We start from the raw sequence: 20,504 nt of genomic DNA, 5'->3' as shown, positions 1-20,504 counted from the left end.
CCGCGGAGCACCCGGCCGCGGGTGATGCTCAGTCCCGCGCCCGACGGTCGCTCAGCAGGAGCAGCACCAAGGGCATGAGGGTCAGCAGCAGGGCGAGCCCCGCGACGGCCGGCCAGGGGAGATCGGCCCCTCTGCTCGCGTTCAGTACGACGACCGGGCCGACCACCGTGGCGACGGTGGTGCCCAGGTGGCCGAGAGTGCGCAGCAGATGGCCGCTCCACTCCCCCGGCACGGTGGCCGAGACCTCCGGGCCGTCCGGGGTGAGACCGATGCTGACGGTGGCTGCCGACGTGGGTTCGTCCAACACCGTGTCCGTCGGGCCCGGCCCGCCCTCCGGGGCGGGAGCGGCGTCGCGCACGGCGGGGACGGCCACGTCCTTGTCGATGACCATGGGAGCCTTTCCGTACCTGTGCCCCGACTGCGCACCCCTGTCGAGTGCGCGGCTGAGTCCGGGCACCTCCTCCGCCGCCCGCTAAGGGGGCAGCGCGGAGGGTTGGTGAGTGCGCATGAGCACTCCTCTCGATCGGCGACTTCCCTGTGTTATCCCGGTGTTCCGGGCGTCGGCGCTCGTCGGCGACCGCGCCCGGGAGCACCCCACCCGCGTTCATCCCCCATGCGGTCGCGAGGCGGGCGCTCGTATGTCACCGTAGCGCAGGCGCACCAGCTGCGCACCAGGAATGCACCACTCCGGCTGCGCGGCAGATGCATCTGTGAGAGAGTGCAGATGTCAGCGGTGCTCTGCCCGCATCGGACGGGCATCCCGCGCGAGCGAGGGAAAGGTCCTTATGAGCAGGTCGCTGCGACCCGTGGAATCCGTGGAGAGCGAGCGCTACTCGGTGACCTTCGTCCCCGCCGCCGTGCAGGCGGTGCAGGAGCTGACGGAGATCTCCGGGCTCTCCAAGTCGGACGTGATCAACCGCGCCGTCCAGGTGTACGCGTTCCTGGCCAGGGAGATGGCCGAGGGCCGGCACGTCCTGCTGCGCACCGAGGACGGGACGCTCGAACGCGTGCACATCGTCTGAGCGGGGGCACTCGGCGCTCGCGAGCCTCCGGAGCGTACGGCGCCGGACCGACGGCCGCTCAGCGGCGGTGCGGGGCGAGCAGGCGGGACCAGCCGCGCTGGAGGTCGCGGTACTCGTCGGCGCAGAGCCCCGCCCGGTCCCGGGTGAGGCGCCGACCGTCGACGAGCGAGGCGAAGCGGCCGGGGTCGGCGCCGTAGAGATAGCAGCGGTAGTTGGCCGAGCGGGCCGCGTCGGGCGGGTGCTCGTCGGAGAAGTCGACGTCCGCCGGGCCGCCGCGCTGTGCGTAGAGGTCGTAGTCGTCGGCGGCCCACAGGAGATGGCGCCGGCCGGCCTCGCCCTGCTGGACGAGGACATAGGCGGCGAACTGGTCGGCGACGTCCTCCTCCCGTCCCACGTACGGCAGTTCGAGCTTGTCGATCAGCGCGTGGGCGGTCTCGTGGTAGAGGGTCTCGGTCAGGACGCCCTCGGTCGCCTCCGCGGCCTGTTCGGGGGTGCGGCCGGCGCCGCGGAAGAGGTCGCGGGTCTCGGCCACGTGCTCGTAGCAGACGTCGATCCGGGAGGCGTCCGGGTCGTAGGAGACCTCGCCGGACCCGCAGCCGCGGGCGGTGACCGTGACGGTGGTGGGCAGCGCGACCCGTTCGTTGACGCGGTCGGCGACCCGCTCCAGCAGCCGGCGGTCCCTCAGATACGCGGCCTCGTCGCCGTATCCCGGGCCGGCCGGCTCGTGGGTGACGACCAGTCCGCCCGCGGCCGGGGCGCCGCGCGCCGACGCGCCGCCGGTGAGTCCGGCCCCCGAGAAGGCCACGGCCGAGAGCGCGGCACACACACTCCCGAACAGCGCCGCGGTCACCAGCGCGCGTCGGGTGCGGGCCGGCCCGGCCGACCAGGGCGGCCGGAGGTCCGGTCGGAATGTCATATGAACACTCTGCCCCGCGCGGGGCCACGACCCGACCCCTGGACCGCGTTCGAGTGATCGCACTCCCCCGACTGACCGCGGCCCACCCGGCCCGAGCGCCCCCGCTCACTCCCCCGGTCCGCCCCGGGTCACCCCCTCGTGGATCACCTCCCCCGGGCCGGCACCGTCGAGCGCCACAGCCGCGCACAGGACAGCACCGCGGCGCCGAGCAGCAGCGTGTTGCGCAGGACGACCACCGCGACGCCCTGCCAGGAGCTCTTGAGCACCGCCCCGAAGAAGAGCGGGTAGTCCACCGTGGTGACCGCGGCGACGATCAGCAGCAGCAGGGCGACCGGGCGCTGGCTGGTGCTCCGTACGGTCAGACAGACCGCCGCCAGGCCGATCAGCCACACCATGTACTGCGGGCTGATCACCCGGCTGGTGATGGTGAACAGCAGGACGGCGGCGAGGGCGGCGTCGTACGGGGTGGCCTCGCTCCAGCGCGCCGCCCGCAGCCGCCAGGCGAGCAGCCAGCCGAACGCGACCAGCGTCAGCAGGAGGGAGGCGAAGGCGATGGCCGGGACGTAGGCGCCGACGAACTCGAAGGAGCCGTACTGGTGTTTGATCCGCCCGGACCAGCCGAAGCGCCGCGCCACATGGAGCAGCGTCCCACCCATGGACTCGATCTCCACCCCGCGGTGCTTCTGGGCGAAGAGGAACGCGAAGGCGCCCCGGAAGGCGATCGCGAGCAGGGCCAGCAGCGCGGCGGTGGAGGCCGCGAGCGCGAGCCACGCCTCCCGGGTCGTGCGCCCCCGGGGCGTGCCGAGCACGGTCAGCACGGGCCACACCTTGATCACGGCACCGAGCGCGGCGAGGGCCCCACCGAGCCGGGGGCGGGTGGACACGGCGAGCAGGGCGATCACCGCGATGGCTGTGACCAGCACGTCGTAGCGCGCGTAGGGCAGATTGAGCAGCAGCGGCAGGCCGAGCGCCCACATCCAGGCGCCGGCCAGGCTGCGTCCGGGCCCACGCACCCCGGCGCGCACCAGCGCCGCCAGCACGACGAGGTCCGCGCCGACGAGCAGCACCACAAAGGCCTGGAGGTAGGTGAGGGCGGGCACCAGCCCCGGGGCGAGCATGATGATCGCCGCCCCTGGCGGGTACTGCCAGGTGACGTCCCCGACCGGGAAACTGCCGGTGCGCAGCCGCCCGTCCCACTTGCGGTAGAGCTGGTGGACCTCGTGGGCGATGTCGCCGTGGCCCTGGCGCAGCAGCGCGAGCATGACCAGCCGGGAGGCGACCCAGTAGGCGGCGAGCATCATCCACTCGCGCGGCCAGGTGTCGGGCCGGTGCCAGCGGGGGTGGGGGCGGTCGGCGCTGCGGGGGCCGGGGCCGCCGGCCGGCACGTCGGCGGCGCTCGGCGGCGCCGCGCGGCGTTCGACTCTCGACTGTCGTAGTCCTGCCGTCGCCGACGCGTCCGTCACCATCGCCTCCGCACCTGAGGAATCCCCAAATTGGGACAAACCTCAATGAATATAGGCAATAGTCGGTGCGGTGTGGCCGCCCCGCGCCGGACGGACCCGGCCGCGGCTCAGGCGACGGGGCGCGGCGGGCGCTGGCAGCGCGGGCAGTAGTAGCTGGACCGGTTCATCCAGGGCCGCCGCCGGATCGCCGTGCCGCAGCGGCGGCACGGCTCCGCCTCGCGCCCGTACGCGTCGAGCGAGCGGTCGAAGTAGCCGGACTCGCCGTTGACATTGACGTAGAGGCTGTCGAAGCTCGTGCCGCCGGCCGCGAGGGCCGCCGTCATCACGTCCCGCACATGCCCCAGCAGCTCGGCGCTGCGCGGCCGGGTGAGGGTGGCGGTGGGCCGGTCGTAGTGCAGCCGGGCGCGCCAGAGCGCCTCGTCCGCGTAGATGTTGCCGACCCCACTGATCAGGGACTGGTCCAGCAGCGCCCGCTTGACCGTCGTACACCGGCGGCGCAGCGCCGCGTGGAAGGCGGCGTCGTCGAACGCGGGGTCGAGGGGGTCGCGCGCGATATGGGCGATGACGTCCGGCAGGCCGTCCTCGGCGCCGGGCGCGTGCTCGTGCAGCGACAGCCCGCCGAACGTCCGCTGGTCGACGAAGCGGAGCTCCGTGCCGGGGGCCCCGGTGACCCCGGTGCCGGCGAGCCGTACGGGGGACGCGTCGGTGTCGTCGAAGCGGATACGGATGCGCAGATGCGTCTCGTCCGCCGCCGCGTGCGGCTGGATGAGGAGCTGCCCGCTCATGCCGAGGTGCGCGAGCAGGGACACCCCGGGGGCGTCGGGGTCGCCGAGTGCGGCCGCCGGGTCCTCCAGGGGCACCCAGAGGTACTTGCCCCGGCGCCGGGCCGGCCCGAAGCGGTGCCCGACCAGCCGGGTGGCGAAGTCCGCCGGCCCCGCGAGGTGGCGCCGTACGGCGCGCGGGTGCAGCACCTGGACCTCGGTGACCGTCCGGCCGGTGGCCCAGCGCTCCAGTCCTCGGCGGACGACCTCGACCTCGGGCAGTTCTGGCACGGGGCTCCTCCGGGAGGGGATCGGGGGTCGACATCGGGGCGACGCGACACGTCGACCACGGGGAACACGACGAGCGGGAAATGCGGGAAATGCGCCGAGCGGGGAACGCGACGACCGCCCCCCGTCCCGGGGGACGAGGGGCGGTCGCGGTCGACGGTCAGGCCGAAGGACGCTCCACGGCGGACGCGGCGGGCGCCGCCTCCTCCACGGGAGCGACCGCCGCCGCGGCGGTGGCCTCGTCGGCCGCCGCGCGGATGGCCCGCCAGGCGGCCTCCGCCGCCTGCTGTTCCGCTTCCTTCTTGCTGCGGCCGGTGCCGGTGCCGTACGCGACACCACCGACGCGGGCGGCAGCCGTGAAGGTCTTCTCGTGATCCGGTCCCGTCTCCGTGACCAGATACTCGGGGACGCCCAGCCCCTCGGTGGCCGTGAGCTCCTGGAGGCTGGTCTTCCAGTCCAGGCCGGCGCCGAGGTTGGAGGACTTCTCGATCAGCGGGTCGAAGAGCCGGTGCACCAGCTCCGCCGCCGCTTCCAGCCCTTGGTCGAGGTAGACCGCGCCGATCACCGCTTCCAGGGTGTCGGCGAGGATCGACGCCTTGTCCCGGCCTCCGGTGCCCTCTTCGCCCCGGCCGAGCCGGATGAAGGCACCGAGGTCGAGGCCGCGGGCGACCTCGGCCAGCGCACGAGAGTTGACCACCGCGGCCCGCAACTTGGCGAGCTGCCCCTCGGGCAGGTCCGGGTGGGTGCGGTACAGCGTGTCGGTCACCACCAGGCCGAGCACCGAGTCCCCGAGGAACTCCAGCCGCTCGTTGGTGGGCAGACCGCCGTTCTCGTACGCGAAGGAACGGTGCGTCAGGGCACGCACCAAAAGGGCGGACTCGAGTCGGTACCCGAGCCGCCCTTCCAGAAGCGTGTGGGACGAGGCCGTGTCCGCCTGCGCCGGTTCACCCCCGCTGGTGCGGGATGGCGTGGTGGCGTCTGACATGAAGCCTGTCACCCGCCCGATCAGACCTCGAGGACCTGACGGCGGTTGTAGGTGCCGCAGCTCGGGCACGCGATGTGCTGCTGCTTCGGCTCGTGGCAGCTGTTGCACTCCACCAGGGTCGGGACCGCAGCCTTCCACTGCGACCGGCGGTGGCGCGTGTTGCTGCGCGACATCTTCCGCTTCGGAACAGCCACGGCTACTTCTCCTGTGGGTCATCCCCGCTGTCGCGGGGTGTGTTTTCCTTCTCGCCGCCCTGGATGGTGTCGGCGAGTCCTTGCAATGCCGCCCAACGGATGTCGACGGCGTCATGGTGGTGGTCCGGGTCTTCCGCGAGCCGCGCCCCACAGTCGGGGCACAGTCCGGGGCAGTCCTCCCGGCACACCGGCTGGAGCGGCAGTGCGAGCACCACCGCGTCCCGCAGCACGGGCTCGAGGTCGAACATGCCGTCCTCGAGAGTGAGGATGTCGTCCTCCTCGTCGTCGGCGCCGGGGTCCGCGATGCGGCCTCGGGCGTCGGCTTCGGGGTAGGAGAACATCTCCTGGAAGTCCGCTTCGAGCTCGCGCTCCAGCGGCTCCAGACACCTTACGCACTCGCCGGAGAGCGGCGCACGGGCGGTGCCCGTGACGAGCACCCCTTCCATGACCGACTCCAGGCGGAGATCGATGTCCACCGTCGCGTCGTCGGGCACCCGGATGACCTCGATGCCGAGGTCCTTGGGGGCCGCGACGGAGCGGGAGAGCCGCTGGAGCGCACCAGGACGCCGACCCAGCTCATGTGTATCGAACACGAGGGGGTTGCGGTGGTCGAGGCGGGCGTTCAGGGCTTCCTGCTTTCTACGCTGCGGTACGGGCCACCCGGACGCTGATGCCGGTCGGGCAGCCGAGATCGCGGACGTACTCGCGACCGAACAGTCAGGATACTGGACGGGCGCCCGGAGACCCAATCCGCGCCGGCCGGGACCCCCCGGCATCGGCCACCGGGCGGCCCCCCGCGCCGGCCGCCACCGCTGCGCCGCAGGTCAGAGGGGTGCGGCGGAGTACGGGGGCGGTCAGCGGCCCTGCTCGTACTCCCGCAGCCGATCGAGATCGATCATGCCGGTGTCGAAGAAGCTGGTCTCGTCCAGCGCCCGCGCGGCCGGCGGGGCGCCCGGGGAGTGGCCGGCGGAGTCGTAGCCCCCGCCCTGGCCGCTGCCGTAACCGCCCTGCCCCGTGCCGTAGCCGGGGTACGCGTACGGGTCCTGCTGCGCGTACGTCTGCTGGTACGCGTAGGGGTTTTGCTGTGCGGTCTGGGGATAGCCGTACGGGTCCCCGTGCGGGTCGCCCTGCGGGTAGCCGCCGGCGGGGGCGTAGAAGTCCTGCCCGCCGTCCTGGCCACTGAGCTGCCCGGCGGCCTGCGCGGCGACCTGGCCGCCGCGCTGGGCGGGCAGCTCCGGCGGGGCGGCCGGCGGGCGCGCGCCGGTGTCCTCGGGCGCGGCCAGGCCGGCCAGATACTCCGCGTCGCTGGTGCTGGGCGCCTGGGTCAGGCCCTCCTGGGCGGCCAGGTGGGCGCCCAGCTCGTCGGCCGCGCGGCGGCCCTGGAGCTTGAGCCGCCCCCGGCCGACCGCCTCCAGGGTGGCGGCGAGGGCGGCCTCCACGGCGCCCAGCTTGGCGTCGACATAGGCGTCGGTGCGCTGCCGCAGGGTGGCCGGGTCGGAGCTCGGCTCGGGCACGTCGGCGTACTCGGGGGCGTCGAAGGCCCGCTCGTCGCCGCCCGGGGCCCGGCCCAGCAGCTTCTCGCGGCCGCGGTCCACCGAGCCGAGGGTCTTGGTGAGGACCACCTCGAAGTTGGCGAGTTTGCTGTCGACGTAGTCGTCGGCCTCGGCGCGGATCTGCTCCGCCTCCCGGCGGGCCTCGGCCAGGATGCGGTCCGCCTCGGCCTGGGAGCGGCGGGCGACCTCGGTGTCGGAGATCAGCGAGCCGCGCTGGGCGTGGGCGGTCTCGATGATCCGCTCGGCCTCCTGGCGGGCCTCCTCCACCATGCGCTCGCGGCCGCCGAGGAGCTCGCGCGCCTCGGCGAGGGAGTCGGGCAGCGCCTGGCGGACGGCCTCCAGCTTGGCGAGCAGCTCGGCGCGGTTGACCACGCACGAGGCCGACATGGGCATGGACCGGGCACTGCTGATGGTGGCGACGATCTCGTCGAGCTTCTTCTGCACGTCCACCTTGGTACTCGCCGCTCTCTCGCTACGCCGGATGGTGACGGACGGGACGACTGTACGGCCGGCGGGGGCCTCCCGCGGCGAACTGACGTCCCGTCAGCCGGAAGGGGTCGGCCGGGGCTCAGCCGCGCTTGGGCAACTTGCTGGTCAGCGCTTCGAGGACCAGCGGCGGCACCAGGTGGGAGACATCGCCGCCCCACGCGGCGACCTCCTTGACGAGGCTGGAGGAGAGGAAGCTGTAGGCCGGGTTGGTGGGCACGAAGAGGGTCTCCACGCCGGAGAGGCCGTTGTTCATCTGGGCCATCTGGAGCTCGTAGTCGAAGTCGCTGACCGCGCGCAGGCCCTTGACGATCGCGGGGATGTCGCGCTGCTTGCAGAAGTCCACCAGGAGGCCGTGGAAGGACTCGACCCGCACATTGCCGTAGTCGGCGGTGACCGAGCGGATCAGATCGATCCGCTCCTCGACGGTGAACAGGCCCTTCTTGGCCTGGTTGATCATCACCGCGACGTACACCTCGTCGTAGAGCTTGGCGGCCCGGGCGATGATGTCGAGGTGCCCGTTGGTGATGGGGTCGAAGGACCCCGGACAGACTGCGCGGCGCAACAGTGGTTCCTCGCTCTCCGGTCCGTTCATGGCGCGCTGGGGGTTGTCGCACTGGAGTGCGCAGCGGCGGCGCGACCGTACCAAAGCGTTCCTTCGCCGTAGCGACGGGCCCGCAGTGGCTCGAACCCCTCCGGCCAGTGGAACTCGCCGCCCCTGGTGCTGCGCTCCACGGTGACCAGCGCGTCGTCGGCGAGCCAGCCCCCGGCACGGAGTGTGAGCAGGATCTCCCGGAGCCCGTCGTCGGTGACGGCGTACGGCGGGTCGAGGAACACCACGTCGTACGGGCGCTCGGGCGCCGGCCCGGCCACGATCTGCTCCGCCTTGCCGGTCCTGACCTCGGCGCCGGGCAGGGCGACGGCCCGGACGTTCTCCCGGATCACGCGGGCGGCCCGGCCGTCGGCCTCCACGAGCAGCACGTGCTCGGCGCCCCGGGAGAGCGCCTCCAGGCCGACGGCGCCGGAGCCGCCGTAGAGATCCAGCACCCGGGTGCCGCGCAGGCTGCCCAGCAGCGACTCCCAGGTGGAGAACAGGCCCTCGCGCGCCCGGTCGGAGGTCGGGCGGGTGCCGGTGCCCGGCGGCACGGCCAGGCGGCGTCCGCCGGCCGAGCCGGCGATCACGCGGGTCATGGGTCCGGTCCTTTGCGTGGGGTGGGCCGTGGTGGGGGCAACGACGGCGGTCGCTGCCCTCACCACGATATTCCGTCGGCCCGGCCGGTCAGTCCTCGGCCGGCCGCCGCTCCGCGCCGACCAGCGCCGGCGAGGCGTAGCGCGACCAGGACAGACAGCCGTCGGGCGGGCAGTACTCCGGGCGGCGCGGGTCGTGGCCGAGCTCCCGGAGCTTGGCGCGCACCGAGTCGGGGGTGCGGCCGAAGCGGGCGGCTATCCGGGCGATGGTCTCGCCGTCGTGGAACCGCTGGGCGAGGTCCTCCTCGTGCTGCGGCACCCAGGGGGCGCCGTGGCCCGGGAAGAGCTCGCGCAGCACGTCCCGGTCCGGGATCGGCTCGGCGACGTCGGCCACCATCGCCAGGGCGCGCAGGGCGCGGTTCACGGCGATGCGCAGGGCGGGGACGTCGGCGAGCGGGAGGGTGAGGCTGCCGGAGGCGAGCAGGGTCTCCGGGGAGTCCTCCCGCCAGCCGGCGAGGGTCAGGGTCACGGTGGTGTCGTCGTCGCTGGCGAGCTCGATCCGGAAGATCTTGTCGCCGAGCGGGAGTTCGTTGAGATGCCGAAATGACATGAAAGTGCCCCCAAGTGTCCACGTCGGCCGATCCCGTGGCGGATCGGCTCGGACTGTGTCCATTCTCCCAGCGACCACTGACAATCGGCCCTCGCCGAACCGGCGTTCGGGGGCCGCGCGGCCCGTCAGCCCTTGTCGAGATAGCGCTCGCGGTCGGCGTCCAGCAGGCTGTCGAGGGCGCCGCGCAGCGCGGGCAGCCGCTCCAGCTCGGGGTCGGCGGCGACGATCGCCACCGCCTCCTCCCGGGCCGCCGCGATCACCTCCTCGTCCTCGATGACCGCGAGCATCCGCAGCGACGACCGCACGCCCGACTGCGCCTGCCCCAGCACGTCGCCCTCGCGGCGCTGCTCCAGGTCGATCCGGGAGAGCTCGAAGCCGTCGAGCGTGCCGGCCACCGCGTCCAGCCGGCCGCGCGCCGGGCTCGCCTCCGGCATCTCGCTGACCAGCAGGCACAGCCCGGGGGCGGAGCCGCGGCCGACCCGGCCGCGGAGCTGGTGGAGCTGGGAGACGCCGAACCGGTCCGCGTCCATGATCACCATCACGGTCGCGTTCGGGACGTTCACCCCGACCTCGATCACGGTGGTGGCCACCAGCACGTCCACCTCGCCGGCGGCGAACCGCCGCATCACCGCGTCCTTGTCGTCGGGGTGCATCCTGCCGTGCAGCGGCTCCACCCGCAGCCCGGCGAGCGGGCCCTTGGCGAGCCGCTCGGCGATGTCCAGCACGGCGAGCGGCGGGCGGCGCTCCGCCTCGTCCTCCGGGGAGGCACCGGTCTCCGGGACGGCGCTCTCCCCCGCGGAGGACCGCGCCGCCCGGCCCCCGGCCGCCTTCTCGTCCTCCTCGTCGCCGATGCGGGGGCAGACCACGTACGCCTGGTGCCCCGCCTCGACCTCCTCGCGCACCCGCTCCCAGGTGCGGGCCAGGAAGTGCGGCTTGTCCTTGGCGGGCACCACATGGCTGGCGATGGGCGAGCGCCCGGCCGGCAACTGGTCGAGCACGGAGGTCTCCAGGTCGCCGAAGACCGTCATCGCGACCGTACGGGGGATCGGCGTCGCCGTCATCACCAGCAGGTGCGGGGGCTGTTCGCCCTTGGAGCGCAGCGCGTCGCGCTGCTCCACGCCGAACCGGTGCTGTTCGTCGACGACCACCAGGCCCAGGTCGTGGAAGCGGACCTTGTCCTCGATCAGGGCGTGGGTGCCGACGACGATCCCCGCCTCGCCCGTCACCAGGTCGAGCAGCGCCTGCCGCCGGGCGGCCGCGCCCATGGAGCCGGTGAGCAGCACGACCTTCGTGCCCTGCTCCGCGCCGCCGAGCATGCCGCCCTCGGCCAGCTCGCCCATCATCTCGACGATGGAGCGGTGGTGCTGCTGGGCGAGGACCTCGGTGGGCGCGAGCATCGCCGCCTGGCCGCCGGCGTCCACGACGCCGAGCATCGCCCGCAGCGCCACCATGGTCTTGCCGGAGCCGACCTCGCCCTGGAGCAGGCGGTGCATGGGGTGTTCGGTGGCCAGATCGGCGAAGATCTCGGCGGAGACCGCGCGCTGGCCCTCGGTGAGGGTGAAGGGCAGCTTGGCGTCGAAGGCGTCCAGCAGCCCGCCCTGGCGCGGCGCGCGGGGCACGGCGGGCAACTGGGCGTCGGCGTACCGGCGGCGGGCGAGGGCCACCTGCAGCACGAACGCCTCGTCCCACTTGAGCCGGTCCCGGGCGGCCGCGATGTCGGCCTTGGTGCGCGGCTGGTGCACCTTGCGGAACGCCTCCGGCAGCCCGGTCAGGCCGCGGCCCTCGCGCAGCGCGGGCGGCAGCGGGTCCACGACGTCCTGCCAGCCGTCGGCCTCGAAGGTGTCCAGCAGCGCCCCCACGGCCTTGGCGATCTGCCAGGAGGCGATCTGCTTGCAGGCCGGGTAGAGCGGCAGGAGCTGATTGGCGAAGGACTCGACCGCGTCGGCGGCGCCCTCCCGGGGGAGCAGCTCGTAGTCGGGGTGGGCGAGCTGGCGGGTGCGGTTGAAGACGGACACCTTGCCGGCGAACATGCCGCGCCGGCCGGGCAGCAGTTCGCGCTCGTGGTGGTGGGCCGCGCGGCCGAAGAACACGAGGGTCAGGGAGCCGCTGCCGTCGGTGACGACGACCTCCAGGCGGACCCCGCGGCCCTGGTTGAAGGTCTTCTTCGCGGCCTTGGCGACCTGGGCGACGACCGTGACGTGCTCGTCCAGCGGGAGGTCGGCGAGGCGGGTCAGCTCGCCGCGCTCGGCGTACCGCCGGGGGTAGTGGTGCAGCAGGTCGCCGACCGTGTGCAGGTCGAGGTGGTCGGCCAGCACCTTCGCGGTGGTGCCGCCGAGGGTCTTCTTGAGGGGTTCGTCGAGCGCGGGCACGGTCCCATTGCACACCATGGGGCCGACAATCCGGCGTGGGCCGCCCCGGTGCGCTGGGGGGCGCCCTCGGTGCGGGGAGCGGTCCCGCCACCGCGCGGACCGGTCGGCGGGCCGGCTGTTCGACCTATTCGACGCCGATGAGCAGCAGGGCGGACTGCTGGCCGCCGCGGTAGACCACGGTGTCCACGGCGAGGTGCCCGCGGCGCACATGGGCCTGGAGCGCCTCGCCGACCTCGGCCGGCAGCCCGGCGCCCAGGACGAGGGTGACCATCTCGCCGCCGGCGGCGAGCATCCGGTCCAGCACGCAGACGGCGGTCTCGGCGGGCGCGGAGCCGATGACCGCGACATCGCCGTCGATCAGGCCGAGGACGTCCCCGGCCTGGCAGACGCCCGCCATGGTCCACGACCGGCTCTCGGCGACGGCCAGTTCGGCGAAGCGGGTCGCGCCGGCCGCCGCGGTCATGGCGACGACGTCCTCGTCGAAGCTGCGGCCCGGCTCGTGGACCGCGAGCGCCGCGATGCCCTGCACCGGTGAGCGGGTGGGGATGACGGCGACCCGTACGCCGTCGGCCCGCGCCTGTTCCGCGGCGACCGCGGCCGTGTGGCGCAGCGCCGGGTCGTTGGGCAGCAGCACCACCTCGCGGGCGTGGGCGCGGCGGATGGCGTGCGCCAGTTCGCCGCTGGCGAGCTGGTCGCCGGGGGCCGCCGTGACGACGGTCGCGCCGGCCTCGGCGCAGAGGCCGGCGAGCCCGTCGCCGGGCACGACGACCACGACCGCGCGTTCGGCCCGGGGGGCCGGGGCGGGCGGCCGGGCGCGGCCCGCGCCGGCGTCGACGGCACGCGCGTCGGCGCGGGCCGCGGCCTCGGCGCCGGCCCGCTCCGCGCCGAAGTGGGTGATCCGCACCCGGTGGGGTCGCCCGGCCTCGATACCGGCCTCGACGGCGGCCCCCGCGTCGTCGACGTGCACATGGACGTTCCACAGGCCGTCGCCGCCGACGATCACCAGGGAGTCGCCGAGCCCGTCCAGCCGGGTGCGCAGCGCGGCCACGGCGGCGTCGTCGGCGTCCAGCAGGTAGATGACCTCGTACGCCGGGCCGGCGGGGCCGGCAGGGCTGCCCGCGGCACCGGCGGTGCCCGCGTCCCCCGCCGGGGCCCCGGCCGCCGCGGGGCAGCCGGCCCCTTCGAGCGGGACCCCGCCCTCGCACGGCATCGGGGAGTCGTACGGCGCCGGGGAGGGGCCCGGGACGGCCACCCGCTGTGCGCCTCCCTGAGCAGGCGCTCCGCGGCGGGCACGGGTGGGCGGGGCGGCCGGCGCGGTGGGCCGGGTGCGCCCGGAGACCGCCTCGGCGAGCGCGCCGAGCACCGCGACCAGACCGCAGCCGCCGGCGTCCACGACGCCGGCCCGGCCGAGGACGGCGAGCTGCTCGGGGGTCGCTTCCAGAGCGGTGCGCGCCCCCTCGTACGCCGCGCGCGCCACCTGTGCGGTGCTGCTCTCCCCCGGCGCCCGGCCGGCCGCCTCGGCCGCGGCCGTGGCCACGCTGAGCATGGTGCCCTCCACGGGGTGGGCGACCGCCTGGTACGCCGACTCCGCGGCCCGGCGCAGCGCGTCGCGCAGCCCCTGGGCGCCCGGGGCCCGCCGCACGCCCCCGCCGTGGCCGGCCAGCACCTCCGCCATGCCGCGCAGCAGCTGCGCCAGGATCGTCCCGGAGTTGCCGCGGGCGCCGATCAGCGCCCCGTGGGCCATGGCGCGCAGGGCGTCCGGCAGCGCGGGCCCCTCGTGGGGGGCGGCGACCGTCGCGTGGGCGGCGAAGACGGCGTCGACGGCGTGGGCCGCGGACTCGACGGTGAGGTAGAGATTGGTGCCGGTGTCGCCGTCCGCCACGGGGTAGACATTGATGGCGTCGATGTCCTCGCGGGAGCGCCCCAGCGCCTCCAGGGCCAGCGTGCACCAGCTCCGCACCACCGTGGCGTCGACTGTGTGCGGCACGTGTCCTCCTCGGGCGGCTTGCCTCGGACGCCCCGCGTGGACGGCGGGCGAACGGCGGGCGACGGGAAGATCGGCGCGCCGAGCCGCAGCGTAGCCCCGGTCGGACCACGGGTCCGGGGCAGGGGCCGGAGGAGCCATGGTAGTTTCGTTGTACGGGAGCGGTCGTTGTATGCTGCTCCGGTTGCCCGATGAAAGTCGGGACATTCCCTCCGACTGTGCCGGTCAGCGTCCGCTTGCCGGTGTGTCGAGGGGTTCACCGTACGCTTCTGTTCTCCTCGCGTCAGCGGGGATGACCCGTCTTTGGAGTAACCCGTGGCTGCCAACTGCGACGTCTGCGGCAAGGGGCCGGGCTTCGGCAACAACATCTCGCACTCGCACCGCCGCACCCCCCGCCGTTGGAACCCCAACATCCAGCGGGTGCGTGCCGTGGTCGGTCGGACGCCGAAGCGGCTCAACGTCTGCACCTCGTGCATCAAGGCCGGCAAGGTCTCGCGTTAACGCGCAAGAGCGGCCTCGGCTGAACGCTTGAGCCGGTCCACCTCACGGTGGGCCGGCTTATTCGTTTTTCCGAGCGCGCTCCCCGCCGCGGGGCTCCCCGACGTCGTACGGCGCGGCCCGCGGGCGTACGGCGGGCTCACCCCCGGCGGGCGCGCCACCGCCAGGCGTGGTCCACGGGGCCGATGCCCTCCCCCAGCGGGAAGCCCGCCGCGATGGCGCCCGTCACGTACTCCTTGGCCTCGGCCGCCGCCTCCGGCACCGGAAGACCCCGGGCGAGGCCGCAGGCGATCGCGGCGGCCAGGGTGCAGCCGGTGCCATGGGTGTGCCGGTTGTCGTGGCGCGCGGCCCGCAGCCAGTGCTCCTCGGCGCCGTCGGTCAGCAGGTCCACCGCGCCCGCCCCCGCGCCCGGCAGATGACCGCCCTTGATCAGGGCCCAGCGCGGCCCGTACCCCAGGATCGCCGCCGCCGCCCGCCGCATGCCGGCCTCGTCGGCCACCCGCTCACCGGTCAGCCAGGCCACCTCGTCGAGGTTGGGCGTCGCCACGGTGGCCCGGGGCAGCAGGGCCGTGCGCACCGCGTCCAGCGCCTCCGCGGCCAGCAGCGGATCGCCGTGCTTGGAGACGCCCACGGGGTCCACCACGACCGGGGCGTCGACGCCCGACAGCAGCTCGGCGACGGTGACCACCAGGTCCGTCGAGGCCAGCATCCCGGTCTTGACGGCCTGGACGCCGATGTCATCGACGACGGCGCGGAACTGGGCCCGTACCGCCGGGGCCGGCAGTTCCCAGGCGCCCGTCACCCCGCGCGAGTTCTGCGCGGTGACGGCGGTGACGACGCTCATGCCGTGGGCGCCGAGCGCCAGCATGGTCTTGAGGTCGGCCTGGATGCCCGCGCCGCCGCCGGAGTCCGATCCGGCGACGGTGAGCACGCGGGGCGGCGCCGCGGCCGGCGGCGCGGAGGATATCGGCATGCCGCCGAATCTACTCGGTGACCGCCGCCGCCCGGCGCTCACTCCTCCGCGTTCTGCCCGAAGTGGTCCCAGCCCGCGCTCGTCCAGGGCGCGCCGTCCACCGTCACCTGGGGCAGCGCCGAGGGGTTGAGCACCTCGCCGATCACCCGCCAGCGGGCGGGCAGCTTCACATCCGGCGGGAAGGTCGCCACCAGCGCGTGGTCCTCTCCCCCGTTGAGCACCCACTGCAGCGGGTCGACGCCCACGGCCTGGCCGATGTCGGACATCTGCGTGGGGATGTCTATGGCCGCCGAGCGCAGGTCGATCCGGACCTTGCTGGCCTCCGCGATGTGGCCGAGGTCGGCCACCAGCCCGTCGCTGACGTCCGTCATCGCGGTGGCGCCGAGGCCGGCCGCCGCCGGTCCCGCGTGGTACGGGGGCTCCGGCCGCCGGTGGGCCTCGACGAAGGCGCGCGGCGAGCGGAAGCCGCGGGAGAGCACCGCGTGCCCGGCCGCCGACCAGCCCAGCCAGCCGGTCACCGCCACCACGTCGCCCGGCTGGGCGCCGGAGCGGGTGACCGGTTCGTGGTTGCGCAGATCGCCCAGGGCGGTGATCGCCACCGTGATGGTGTCGCCGCGCACCACATCGCCGCCGACCACGGCGGCGCCCGCCACCTGGCACTCGTCCCGGATGCCGTCCATGAGCTCGGTCGGCCAGGTCACCGGGAGTTCGGCGGGCACCACGAGGCCGAGCAGCAGGGCGGTGGGCACCGCCCCCATGGCCGCGATGTCGGCCAGGTTCTGCGCGGCTCCCTTACGCCCGACGTCGTAGGCGGTGGACCAGTCGCGGCGGAAATGCCGTCCCTCCAGCAGCAGGTCGGTGCTGGCCACGACACGCCGGTCGGGTGCCGCCACGACCGCGGCGTCGTCGCCCGGCCCGAGCCGTACCGCCGGGGTGGTCGTGATCCGGGACGTCAGCTCCCTGATGAGGCCGAACTCCCCCAACTCGCCCACGGTGCCCTTCATCGCTGTGCCCCTTCCGAGCCAACAGTGGTCCCACTCGCGTGCCGACGGCGGCGTCGGTCCGTCCATTCGTTTGTCATCTCTGTTCCGCCCCCGCCCGCCACGCGTGCGCGCGACCGGCGCCACGGGGCGCGCGGGTCTCCCCGCACCACCTGGCGACGCGGTACCGTGGCGTCCCTTCTCCCCACATGATCCTCGAAGCCGCCCTGGAGGTTCCGTGGTACAGGCGTACATCCTGATCCAGACCGAGGTCGGCAAGGCGTCGACCGTAGCCGAACTGATCGCCAAGATCCCGGGGGTGATCCAGGCCGAGGATGTCACCGGCCCCTACGACGTGATCGTGCGCGCCCAGGCCGACACCGTCGACGAACTGGGCCGCATGGTGGTCGCCAGGGTCCAGCAGGTGGACGGCATCACACGGACGCTGACCTGCCCGGTCGTGCATCTGTAGCCCCCGTCTATGCTCGCTCGGTGAGCGCTTCCCCGCATCGGCCGCCCGCCGTCGCCGCCGTCGCCGCTGTCTGTGCCGCGCTGCTGGCCCTGGCCGGCTGCTCCGGTGACGGGGGCGGTGGCGGCGCCGGTGACCTGGCGGCCCCCACCCCGTCGGGGCGGGAGGCCGAGCTGTGCCGGGCGCTGCGCGGGGAGCTGCCCGGGACCGTGAACGGGCTGGCGCGCTCGTCCGCCGGGCCCGCGTCCGACTTCACCGCCGCCTGGGGCGAGCCCCCCGTGGTGCTGCGCTGCGGGGTGCCGAGGCCGGCGGTGCTGACTCCCGGCACCGCACAGTACAACCCCACCACCGACGACGGGGTGGAGGTCAATGGCGTGGGCTGGCTGCTGGAGCGGCGCTCCGACGGGAGCTTCCGGTTCACCACCGTCGGGCGGAAGGCGTTCGTCGAGGTGACGCTGCCCAAGGGCACCACGGAGATCGGTGCGCTGACCGACTTCGCCGAGCCGATCAAGCGCACCGTCCCCACGGAGCTCTAGCGCGTGGCCCGGGCCCCGCGGCCCCGGCCCGGCCGGCACCGGCCCGCGGATACCCGCCCGGCGTCCCGGCCCGAGCAACGCCCCGGGCTCAGCGCAGGCCGGTCGGCCGGCGCAGCGCCGCCTGGATCAGCCGGTCCACCAGCTCGGGGTAGTCGACGCCGCTCTCCTGCCACATCCGCGGGTACATGGAGATCGGGGTGAAGCCCGGCATGGTGTTGATCTCGTTGATCACGAACTCCCCGCTGTCGAGCAGGAAGAAGTCCGCGCGCACCAGGCCCTCGCAGGAGGCGGCCTCGAAGGCCCGCACCGCCAGCGCCTGGACCTCGGCGGTCTCCTCGGCGGTCAGCGGGGCCGGCACGATCCCGGCGGCGGAGTCGATGTACTTCGCCTCGAAGTCGTAGAAGTCGTGGCTGGTGACCGGCGGGATCTCGGCCGGCACGCTGGCGCGCGGCCCGTCCTCGAACTCCAGCACCCCGCACTCGATCTCGCGGCCGCGCAGCAGCGACTCGACGATGATCTTGGGGTCGTGGCGGCGGGCCTCCTCGATGGCCGCGTCCAGGCCGGCGAGGTCGTCGACCTTGGTGATGCCCATGGAGGAGCCGGCCCGGGCCGGCTTCACGAAGATCGGCCAGCCGTGCTCCGCGGCGAAGTCCACGACCTTTGCGCGGGCCGCGGTGGCGTCCCGCTCCCACTCCTGGGCCCGGACGACCTCGTACGGACCGACCGGCAGGCCGAAGGACTCGAAGACCCGCTTCATGTACTCCTTGTCCTGGCCCACGGCGGAGGCCAGCACACCGGAGCCGACATAGGGCACGCCCGAGAGCTCCAGCAGCCCCTGGAGGGTGCCGTCCTCCCCGTACGGGCCGTGCAGCAGCGGCAGCACGACGTCCACCTCGCCGAGCGCCTTGGGCACCGCGCCCGGCTCGGTGTAGAGGACCTCGCGGCTGGCCGGGTCGACGGGCAGCAGCACGCCGCCCTCGCCCGGCTCGGCGAGCCGTTCGACGCCGGGCAGCGAGCGGTCGGCGATGGCCATGCGCTCCGGCTCGTCGGCGGTGAGCACCCACCGGCCGTCGGTGGTGATGCCGATGGGCAGCACGTCGTACCTGGTCCGGTCGATCGCGCGCAGCACGGCGCCCGCGGTGACGACGGAGATGGCGTGCTCGGAACTGCGGCCGCCGAAGACGACGGCGACCCGCAGCCGGCGGGGGTCCGCTCCGCTGGCGGAGGGGACGGGGCTCTGGGAGGAGGGCTCGCTGCTCATATCGCGTTCGAGATTACCTTGCGGTCGGATGTCCACGGTGTCAGCGGCGTTCGGGCTTGGCGCTGCGCGACATCAGTTCCTTGAGGGCCACCAGGGGCGGCTTGCCGTGGTGCACGATGTCGACCACGGTCTCGGTGATCGGCATGTCGACATGGTGACGGCGGGCCAGATCCAGCACCGACTCGCAGGACTTGACGCCCTCGGCGGTCTGCTTGGTCGCGGCGATGGTCTGTTCCAGGGTCATGCCGCGGCCGAGGTTGGTGCCGAAGGTGTGGTTGCGCGAGAGCGGCGAGGAGCAGGTGGCCACCAGGTCGCCCATGCCGGCCAGCCCCGCGAAGGTGTGCGCGTCGGCGCCCATGGCGAGCCCGAGCCGGCTGGTCTCCGCCAGCCCACGGGTGATCAGCGACGCCTTGGTGTTGTCCCCCAGGCCCATGCCGTCGGCGATGCCGACGGCGAGCGCGATGACGTTCTTGACCGCGCCGCCGAGCTCGCAGCCGACCACGTCGGTGTTGGTGTACGGGCGGAAGTAGGGGGTGTGACAGGCGGTCTGGAGCCGCTGGGCAACCGATTCGTCGGCGCAGGCGACCACGGCGGCGGCGGGCTGCCGGGCGGCGATCTCCTTGGCGAGATTGGGCCCGGTGAGCACCGCGACCCGCCGCCGGACGTCCTCGGGGCCGCCACCGGGGGTGGCCTCGGCCACGACCTCCTCGATGACCTCGCTCATCCGCTTGGCCGTGCCGAGTTCGACGCCCTTCATCAGGCTGACCAGGACGGTGTCGGAGGGCAGCAGCGGCGCCCAGCGGGCGAGGTTGCCGCGCAGCGTCTGGGAGGGCACGGCGAGCACCGTGAACTCGGCGCCCCGGGCGGCCTCGGCCGGGTCGGTGGTGGCCCGCACGGAGGCGGGCAGCTCGATGCCGGGGAGGTAGTCGGGGTTGGTCCGGCCGGTGTTGACGGCCGCCACCAGCTCCGGCCGGCGGCCCCAGAGGGTCACCTCGCAGCCCGCGTCCGCCAGCACCATGGCGAACGCCGTGCCCCAGGACCCCGTGCCGTACACCGCGCAGCGCGTCACTTGCTCTCCTTCCGCTCCGGCGAACCGTGCTCCCCGACGTGTTCCGCGTCTTCCCCGGCCGTGCCCCGCGATGCCCGGCGCTGCCGCGCCAGGGCCTTGCGGTGGTCGTACGGCTCCTCGGGAGCGGGCTCACCGCGCAGTTCGGACAGCAGCCCGGTGATGGCCGCCATGATGTCATCGGTGGCCGCGCGCAGCACCTCGGCGGTGGGCTCGCGGTCGTAGTACGCCGACAGGTCGACGGGCGGACCGGCCTTCACGCGCAGGGTCTTGCGCGGGAAGAGCCGCAGCTTGTCCTGCTTGGCGTAGGGCGGCATGGCCTCGTTGGCGCCCCACTGGGCCACCGGGATGACCGGGGCCCGGGTCAGCAGCGCCACCCGGGCGGCGCCGGTCTTGGCCTGCATCGGCCACTGGTCCGGGTCGCGGGTGAGGGTGCCCTCGGGGTAGAAGGCCACGCACTCGCCGCGCTCGATGGCGGCGACGGCGGCCCGGAAGGCGCCGACGGCGTCGGCCGACTCGCGGTAGACGGGGATCTGGCCGGTGCCGCGCAGCATCATGCCGACGAAGGGCGCCTTGAAGAGGGCGGCCTTGGCGAGGAAGCGGGGGACGCGCCCGGTGTTGTACTGGAAGTGCGCGTAGGCGAGCGGGTCGAGATACGAGTTGTGATTGATCGCGGTAATGAATCCGCCCGTCGCGGGAATGTGTTCCATTCCGCGCCAGTCCCGCTTGAACAGAACCACCAGCGGCGGTTTCGCGAGGACCGCCGTCAGGCGATACCAGAAGCCGATTCTGCGGCGGGACACTCGGACACCCTCCTCATAGGTTCTGGACAGGCTGCCGAGCTTTTCGGTGACGCTGCCGCACCGCGTGGCGGGCCGGCCCGGTCCACCCGGACAGCCGCA

Annotated in this window: 22 protein-coding genes; 4 read left to right on the top strand and 18 right to left on the bottom strand. The window is 74.0% G+C overall.

The window, feature by feature from the left end; translation table 11 throughout:
* Nucleotides 1-28: 28 nt before the first annotated feature.
* Nucleotides 29-391, bottom strand: coding sequence for a hypothetical protein (locus tag ACSNOD_RS01125; RefSeq protein WP_436764772.1), 363 nt, complete (start codon nt 389-391; stop codon nt 29-31).
* Between the two features lie 394 nt (nt 392-785).
* Between ACSNOD_RS01125 and ACSNOD_RS01120 the strand changes: the two genes are divergently transcribed.
* Nucleotides 786-1,022, top strand: a complete 237-nt coding sequence (locus ACSNOD_RS01120) for a hypothetical protein (RefSeq protein WP_436764771.1) — start codon at nt 786-788, stop codon at nt 1,020-1,022.
* 58 nt (nt 1,023-1,080) lie between these two features.
* Here ACSNOD_RS01120 and ACSNOD_RS01115 read toward each other — a convergent pair whose 3' ends face one another.
* The 12 genes from ACSNOD_RS01115 to ACSNOD_RS01060 all read right to left on the bottom strand — a co-directional run bounded on the left by ACSNOD_RS01115 (nt 1,081) and on the right by ACSNOD_RS01060 (nt 13,822).
* Nucleotides 1,081-1,938, bottom strand: coding sequence for a DUF4344 domain-containing metallopeptidase (locus tag ACSNOD_RS01115; RefSeq protein ID WP_436764770.1), 858 nt, complete (start codon nt 1,936-1,938; stop codon nt 1,081-1,083).
* Between the two features lie 143 nt (nt 1,939-2,081).
* Nucleotides 2,082-3,404 (bottom strand): glycosyltransferase 87 family protein, encoded by a 1,323-nt coding sequence (locus tag ACSNOD_RS01110; RefSeq protein ID WP_436764769.1) that lies wholly within the window; start codon nt 3,402-3,404, stop codon nt 2,082-2,084.
* 104 nt (nt 3,405-3,508) lie between these two features.
* Entirely contained in the window at nt 3,509-4,453 is a 945-nt protein-coding gene (gene mutM, locus ACSNOD_RS01105; protein ID WP_436764768.1) for a bifunctional DNA-formamidopyrimidine glycosylase/DNA-(apurinic or apyrimidinic site) lyase, read from the bottom strand.
* A gap of 157 nt (nt 4,454-4,610) precedes the next feature.
* Entirely contained in the window at nt 4,611-5,435 is an 825-nt protein-coding gene (gene rnc, locus ACSNOD_RS01100; RefSeq protein WP_436764767.1) for a ribonuclease III, read from the bottom strand.
* Nucleotides 5,436-5,455: 20 nt separating this feature from the next.
* On the bottom strand, nt 5,456-5,629 hold the full coding sequence (gene rpmF, locus ACSNOD_RS01095) for a 50S ribosomal protein L32 (protein WP_436764766.1): 174 nt from the start codon (nt 5,627-5,629) through the stop codon (nt 5,456-5,458).
* Nucleotides 5,630-5,631: 2 nt separating this feature from the next.
* Nucleotides 5,632-6,222 (bottom strand): YceD family protein, encoded by a 591-nt coding sequence (locus ACSNOD_RS01090; protein WP_436764765.1) that lies wholly within the window; start codon nt 6,220-6,222, stop codon nt 5,632-5,634.
* A 261-nt stretch (nt 6,223-6,483) separates the two neighbouring features.
* Nucleotides 6,484-7,632, bottom strand: a complete 1,149-nt coding sequence (locus ACSNOD_RS01085; protein ID WP_436764764.1) for an ATP synthase F0 subunit B — start codon at nt 7,630-7,632, stop codon at nt 6,484-6,486.
* A 118-nt stretch (nt 7,633-7,750) separates the two neighbouring features.
* Nucleotides 7,751-8,233 (bottom strand): pantetheine-phosphate adenylyltransferase, encoded by a 483-nt coding sequence (gene coaD / locus ACSNOD_RS01080; RefSeq protein WP_436764763.1) that lies wholly within the window; start codon nt 8,231-8,233, stop codon nt 7,751-7,753.
* A gap of 26 nt (nt 8,234-8,259) precedes the next feature.
* Nucleotides 8,260-8,859 carry a 16S rRNA (guanine(966)-N(2))-methyltransferase RsmD gene (gene rsmD / locus ACSNOD_RS01075; RefSeq protein ID WP_436764762.1) on the bottom strand — a complete coding sequence of 200 codons (600 nt, stop codon included), beginning with the start codon at nt 8,857-8,859 and terminating at the stop codon, nt 8,260-8,262.
* An 88-nt stretch (nt 8,860-8,947) separates the two neighbouring features.
* Nucleotides 8,948-9,466, bottom strand: coding sequence for a hypothetical protein (locus ACSNOD_RS01070; RefSeq protein WP_436764761.1), 519 nt, complete (start codon nt 9,464-9,466; stop codon nt 8,948-8,950).
* A 125-nt stretch (nt 9,467-9,591) separates the two neighbouring features.
* Nucleotides 9,592-11,853, bottom strand: coding sequence for an ATP-dependent DNA helicase RecG (gene recG / locus ACSNOD_RS01065; RefSeq protein WP_436764760.1), 2,262 nt, complete (start codon nt 11,851-11,853; stop codon nt 9,592-9,594).
* 106 nt (nt 11,854-11,959) lie between these two features.
* Nucleotides 11,960-13,822: a DAK2 domain-containing protein gene (locus tag ACSNOD_RS01060; protein WP_436764759.1), complete on the bottom strand. Its 1,863-nt coding sequence runs from the start codon at nt 13,820-13,822 to the stop codon at nt 11,960-11,962.
* A 312-nt stretch (nt 13,823-14,134) separates the two neighbouring features.
* Here ACSNOD_RS01060 and rpmB point away from each other — a divergent pair, with 312 nt between their 5' ends.
* Nucleotides 14,135-14,320 carry a 50S ribosomal protein L28 gene (rpmB, locus tag ACSNOD_RS01055; protein WP_015036441.1) on the top strand — a complete coding sequence of 62 codons (186 nt, stop codon included), beginning with the start codon at nt 14,135-14,137 and terminating at the stop codon, nt 14,318-14,320.
* Between the two features lie 136 nt (nt 14,321-14,456).
* Here rpmB and thiD read toward each other — a convergent pair whose 3' ends face one another.
* Together thiD and ACSNOD_RS01045 are read right to left on the bottom strand one after the other, a co-directional pair.
* Complete coding sequence (thiD, locus tag ACSNOD_RS01050) at nt 14,457-15,290, bottom strand: bifunctional hydroxymethylpyrimidine kinase/phosphomethylpyrimidine kinase (protein ID WP_436764758.1); 834 nt, start codon at nt 15,288-15,290, stop codon at nt 14,457-14,459.
* A 38-nt stretch (nt 15,291-15,328) separates the two neighbouring features.
* Nucleotides 15,329-16,294, bottom strand: a complete 966-nt coding sequence (locus ACSNOD_RS01045; RefSeq protein WP_436764757.1) for a thiamine-phosphate kinase — start codon at nt 16,292-16,294, stop codon at nt 15,329-15,331.
* Nucleotides 16,295-16,508: 214 nt separating this feature from the next.
* Here ACSNOD_RS01045 and ACSNOD_RS01040 point away from each other — a divergent pair, with 214 nt between their 5' ends.
* Complete coding sequence (locus ACSNOD_RS01040) at nt 16,509-16,742, top strand: Lrp/AsnC family transcriptional regulator (RefSeq protein WP_383270803.1); 234 nt, start codon at nt 16,509-16,511, stop codon at nt 16,740-16,742.
* Nucleotides 16,743-16,762: 20 nt separating this feature from the next.
* Nucleotides 16,763-17,275: a DUF3515 domain-containing protein gene (locus ACSNOD_RS01035; RefSeq protein ID WP_436764756.1), complete on the top strand. Its 513-nt coding sequence runs from the start codon at nt 16,763-16,765 to the stop codon at nt 17,273-17,275.
* 88 nt (nt 17,276-17,363) lie between these two features.
* Here the strand turns inward: ACSNOD_RS01035 and ACSNOD_RS01030 are convergent, their stop codons facing one another.
* The 3 genes from ACSNOD_RS01030 to ACSNOD_RS01020 are packed head-to-tail and all read right to left on the bottom strand — an operon-like array spanning nt 17,364 to nt 20,405.
* A complete protein-coding gene (locus ACSNOD_RS01030; RefSeq protein WP_436764755.1) occupies nt 17,364-18,536 on the bottom strand; it encodes a D-alanine--D-alanine ligase family protein in 1,173 nt (390 codons plus the stop codon).
* A 40-nt stretch (nt 18,537-18,576) separates the two neighbouring features.
* Nucleotides 18,577-19,605: an NAD(P)H-dependent glycerol-3-phosphate dehydrogenase gene (locus ACSNOD_RS01025; protein WP_436764754.1), complete on the bottom strand. Its 1,029-nt coding sequence runs from the start codon at nt 19,603-19,605 to the stop codon at nt 18,577-18,579.
* Nucleotides 19,602-20,405 carry a lysophospholipid acyltransferase family protein gene (locus ACSNOD_RS01020; protein ID WP_436764753.1) on the bottom strand — a complete coding sequence of 268 codons (804 nt, stop codon included), beginning with the start codon at nt 20,403-20,405 and terminating at the stop codon, nt 19,602-19,604. The genes ACSNOD_RS01025 and ACSNOD_RS01020 overlap by 4 nt, the downstream gene beginning before the upstream one ends.
* Nucleotides 20,406-20,504 lie beyond the last annotated feature (99 nt).

Origin of the sequence: Streptomyces sp. URMC 123 (assembly GCF_051386515.1) — a bacterium.
Taxonomy (GTDB): Bacteria; Actinomycetota; Actinomycetes; order Streptomycetales; family Streptomycetaceae; genus Streptomyces.
The sequence above is the reverse complement of the archived record's forward strand: the minus strand, read 5'-3'. Positions and strand labels throughout refer to the sequence as shown.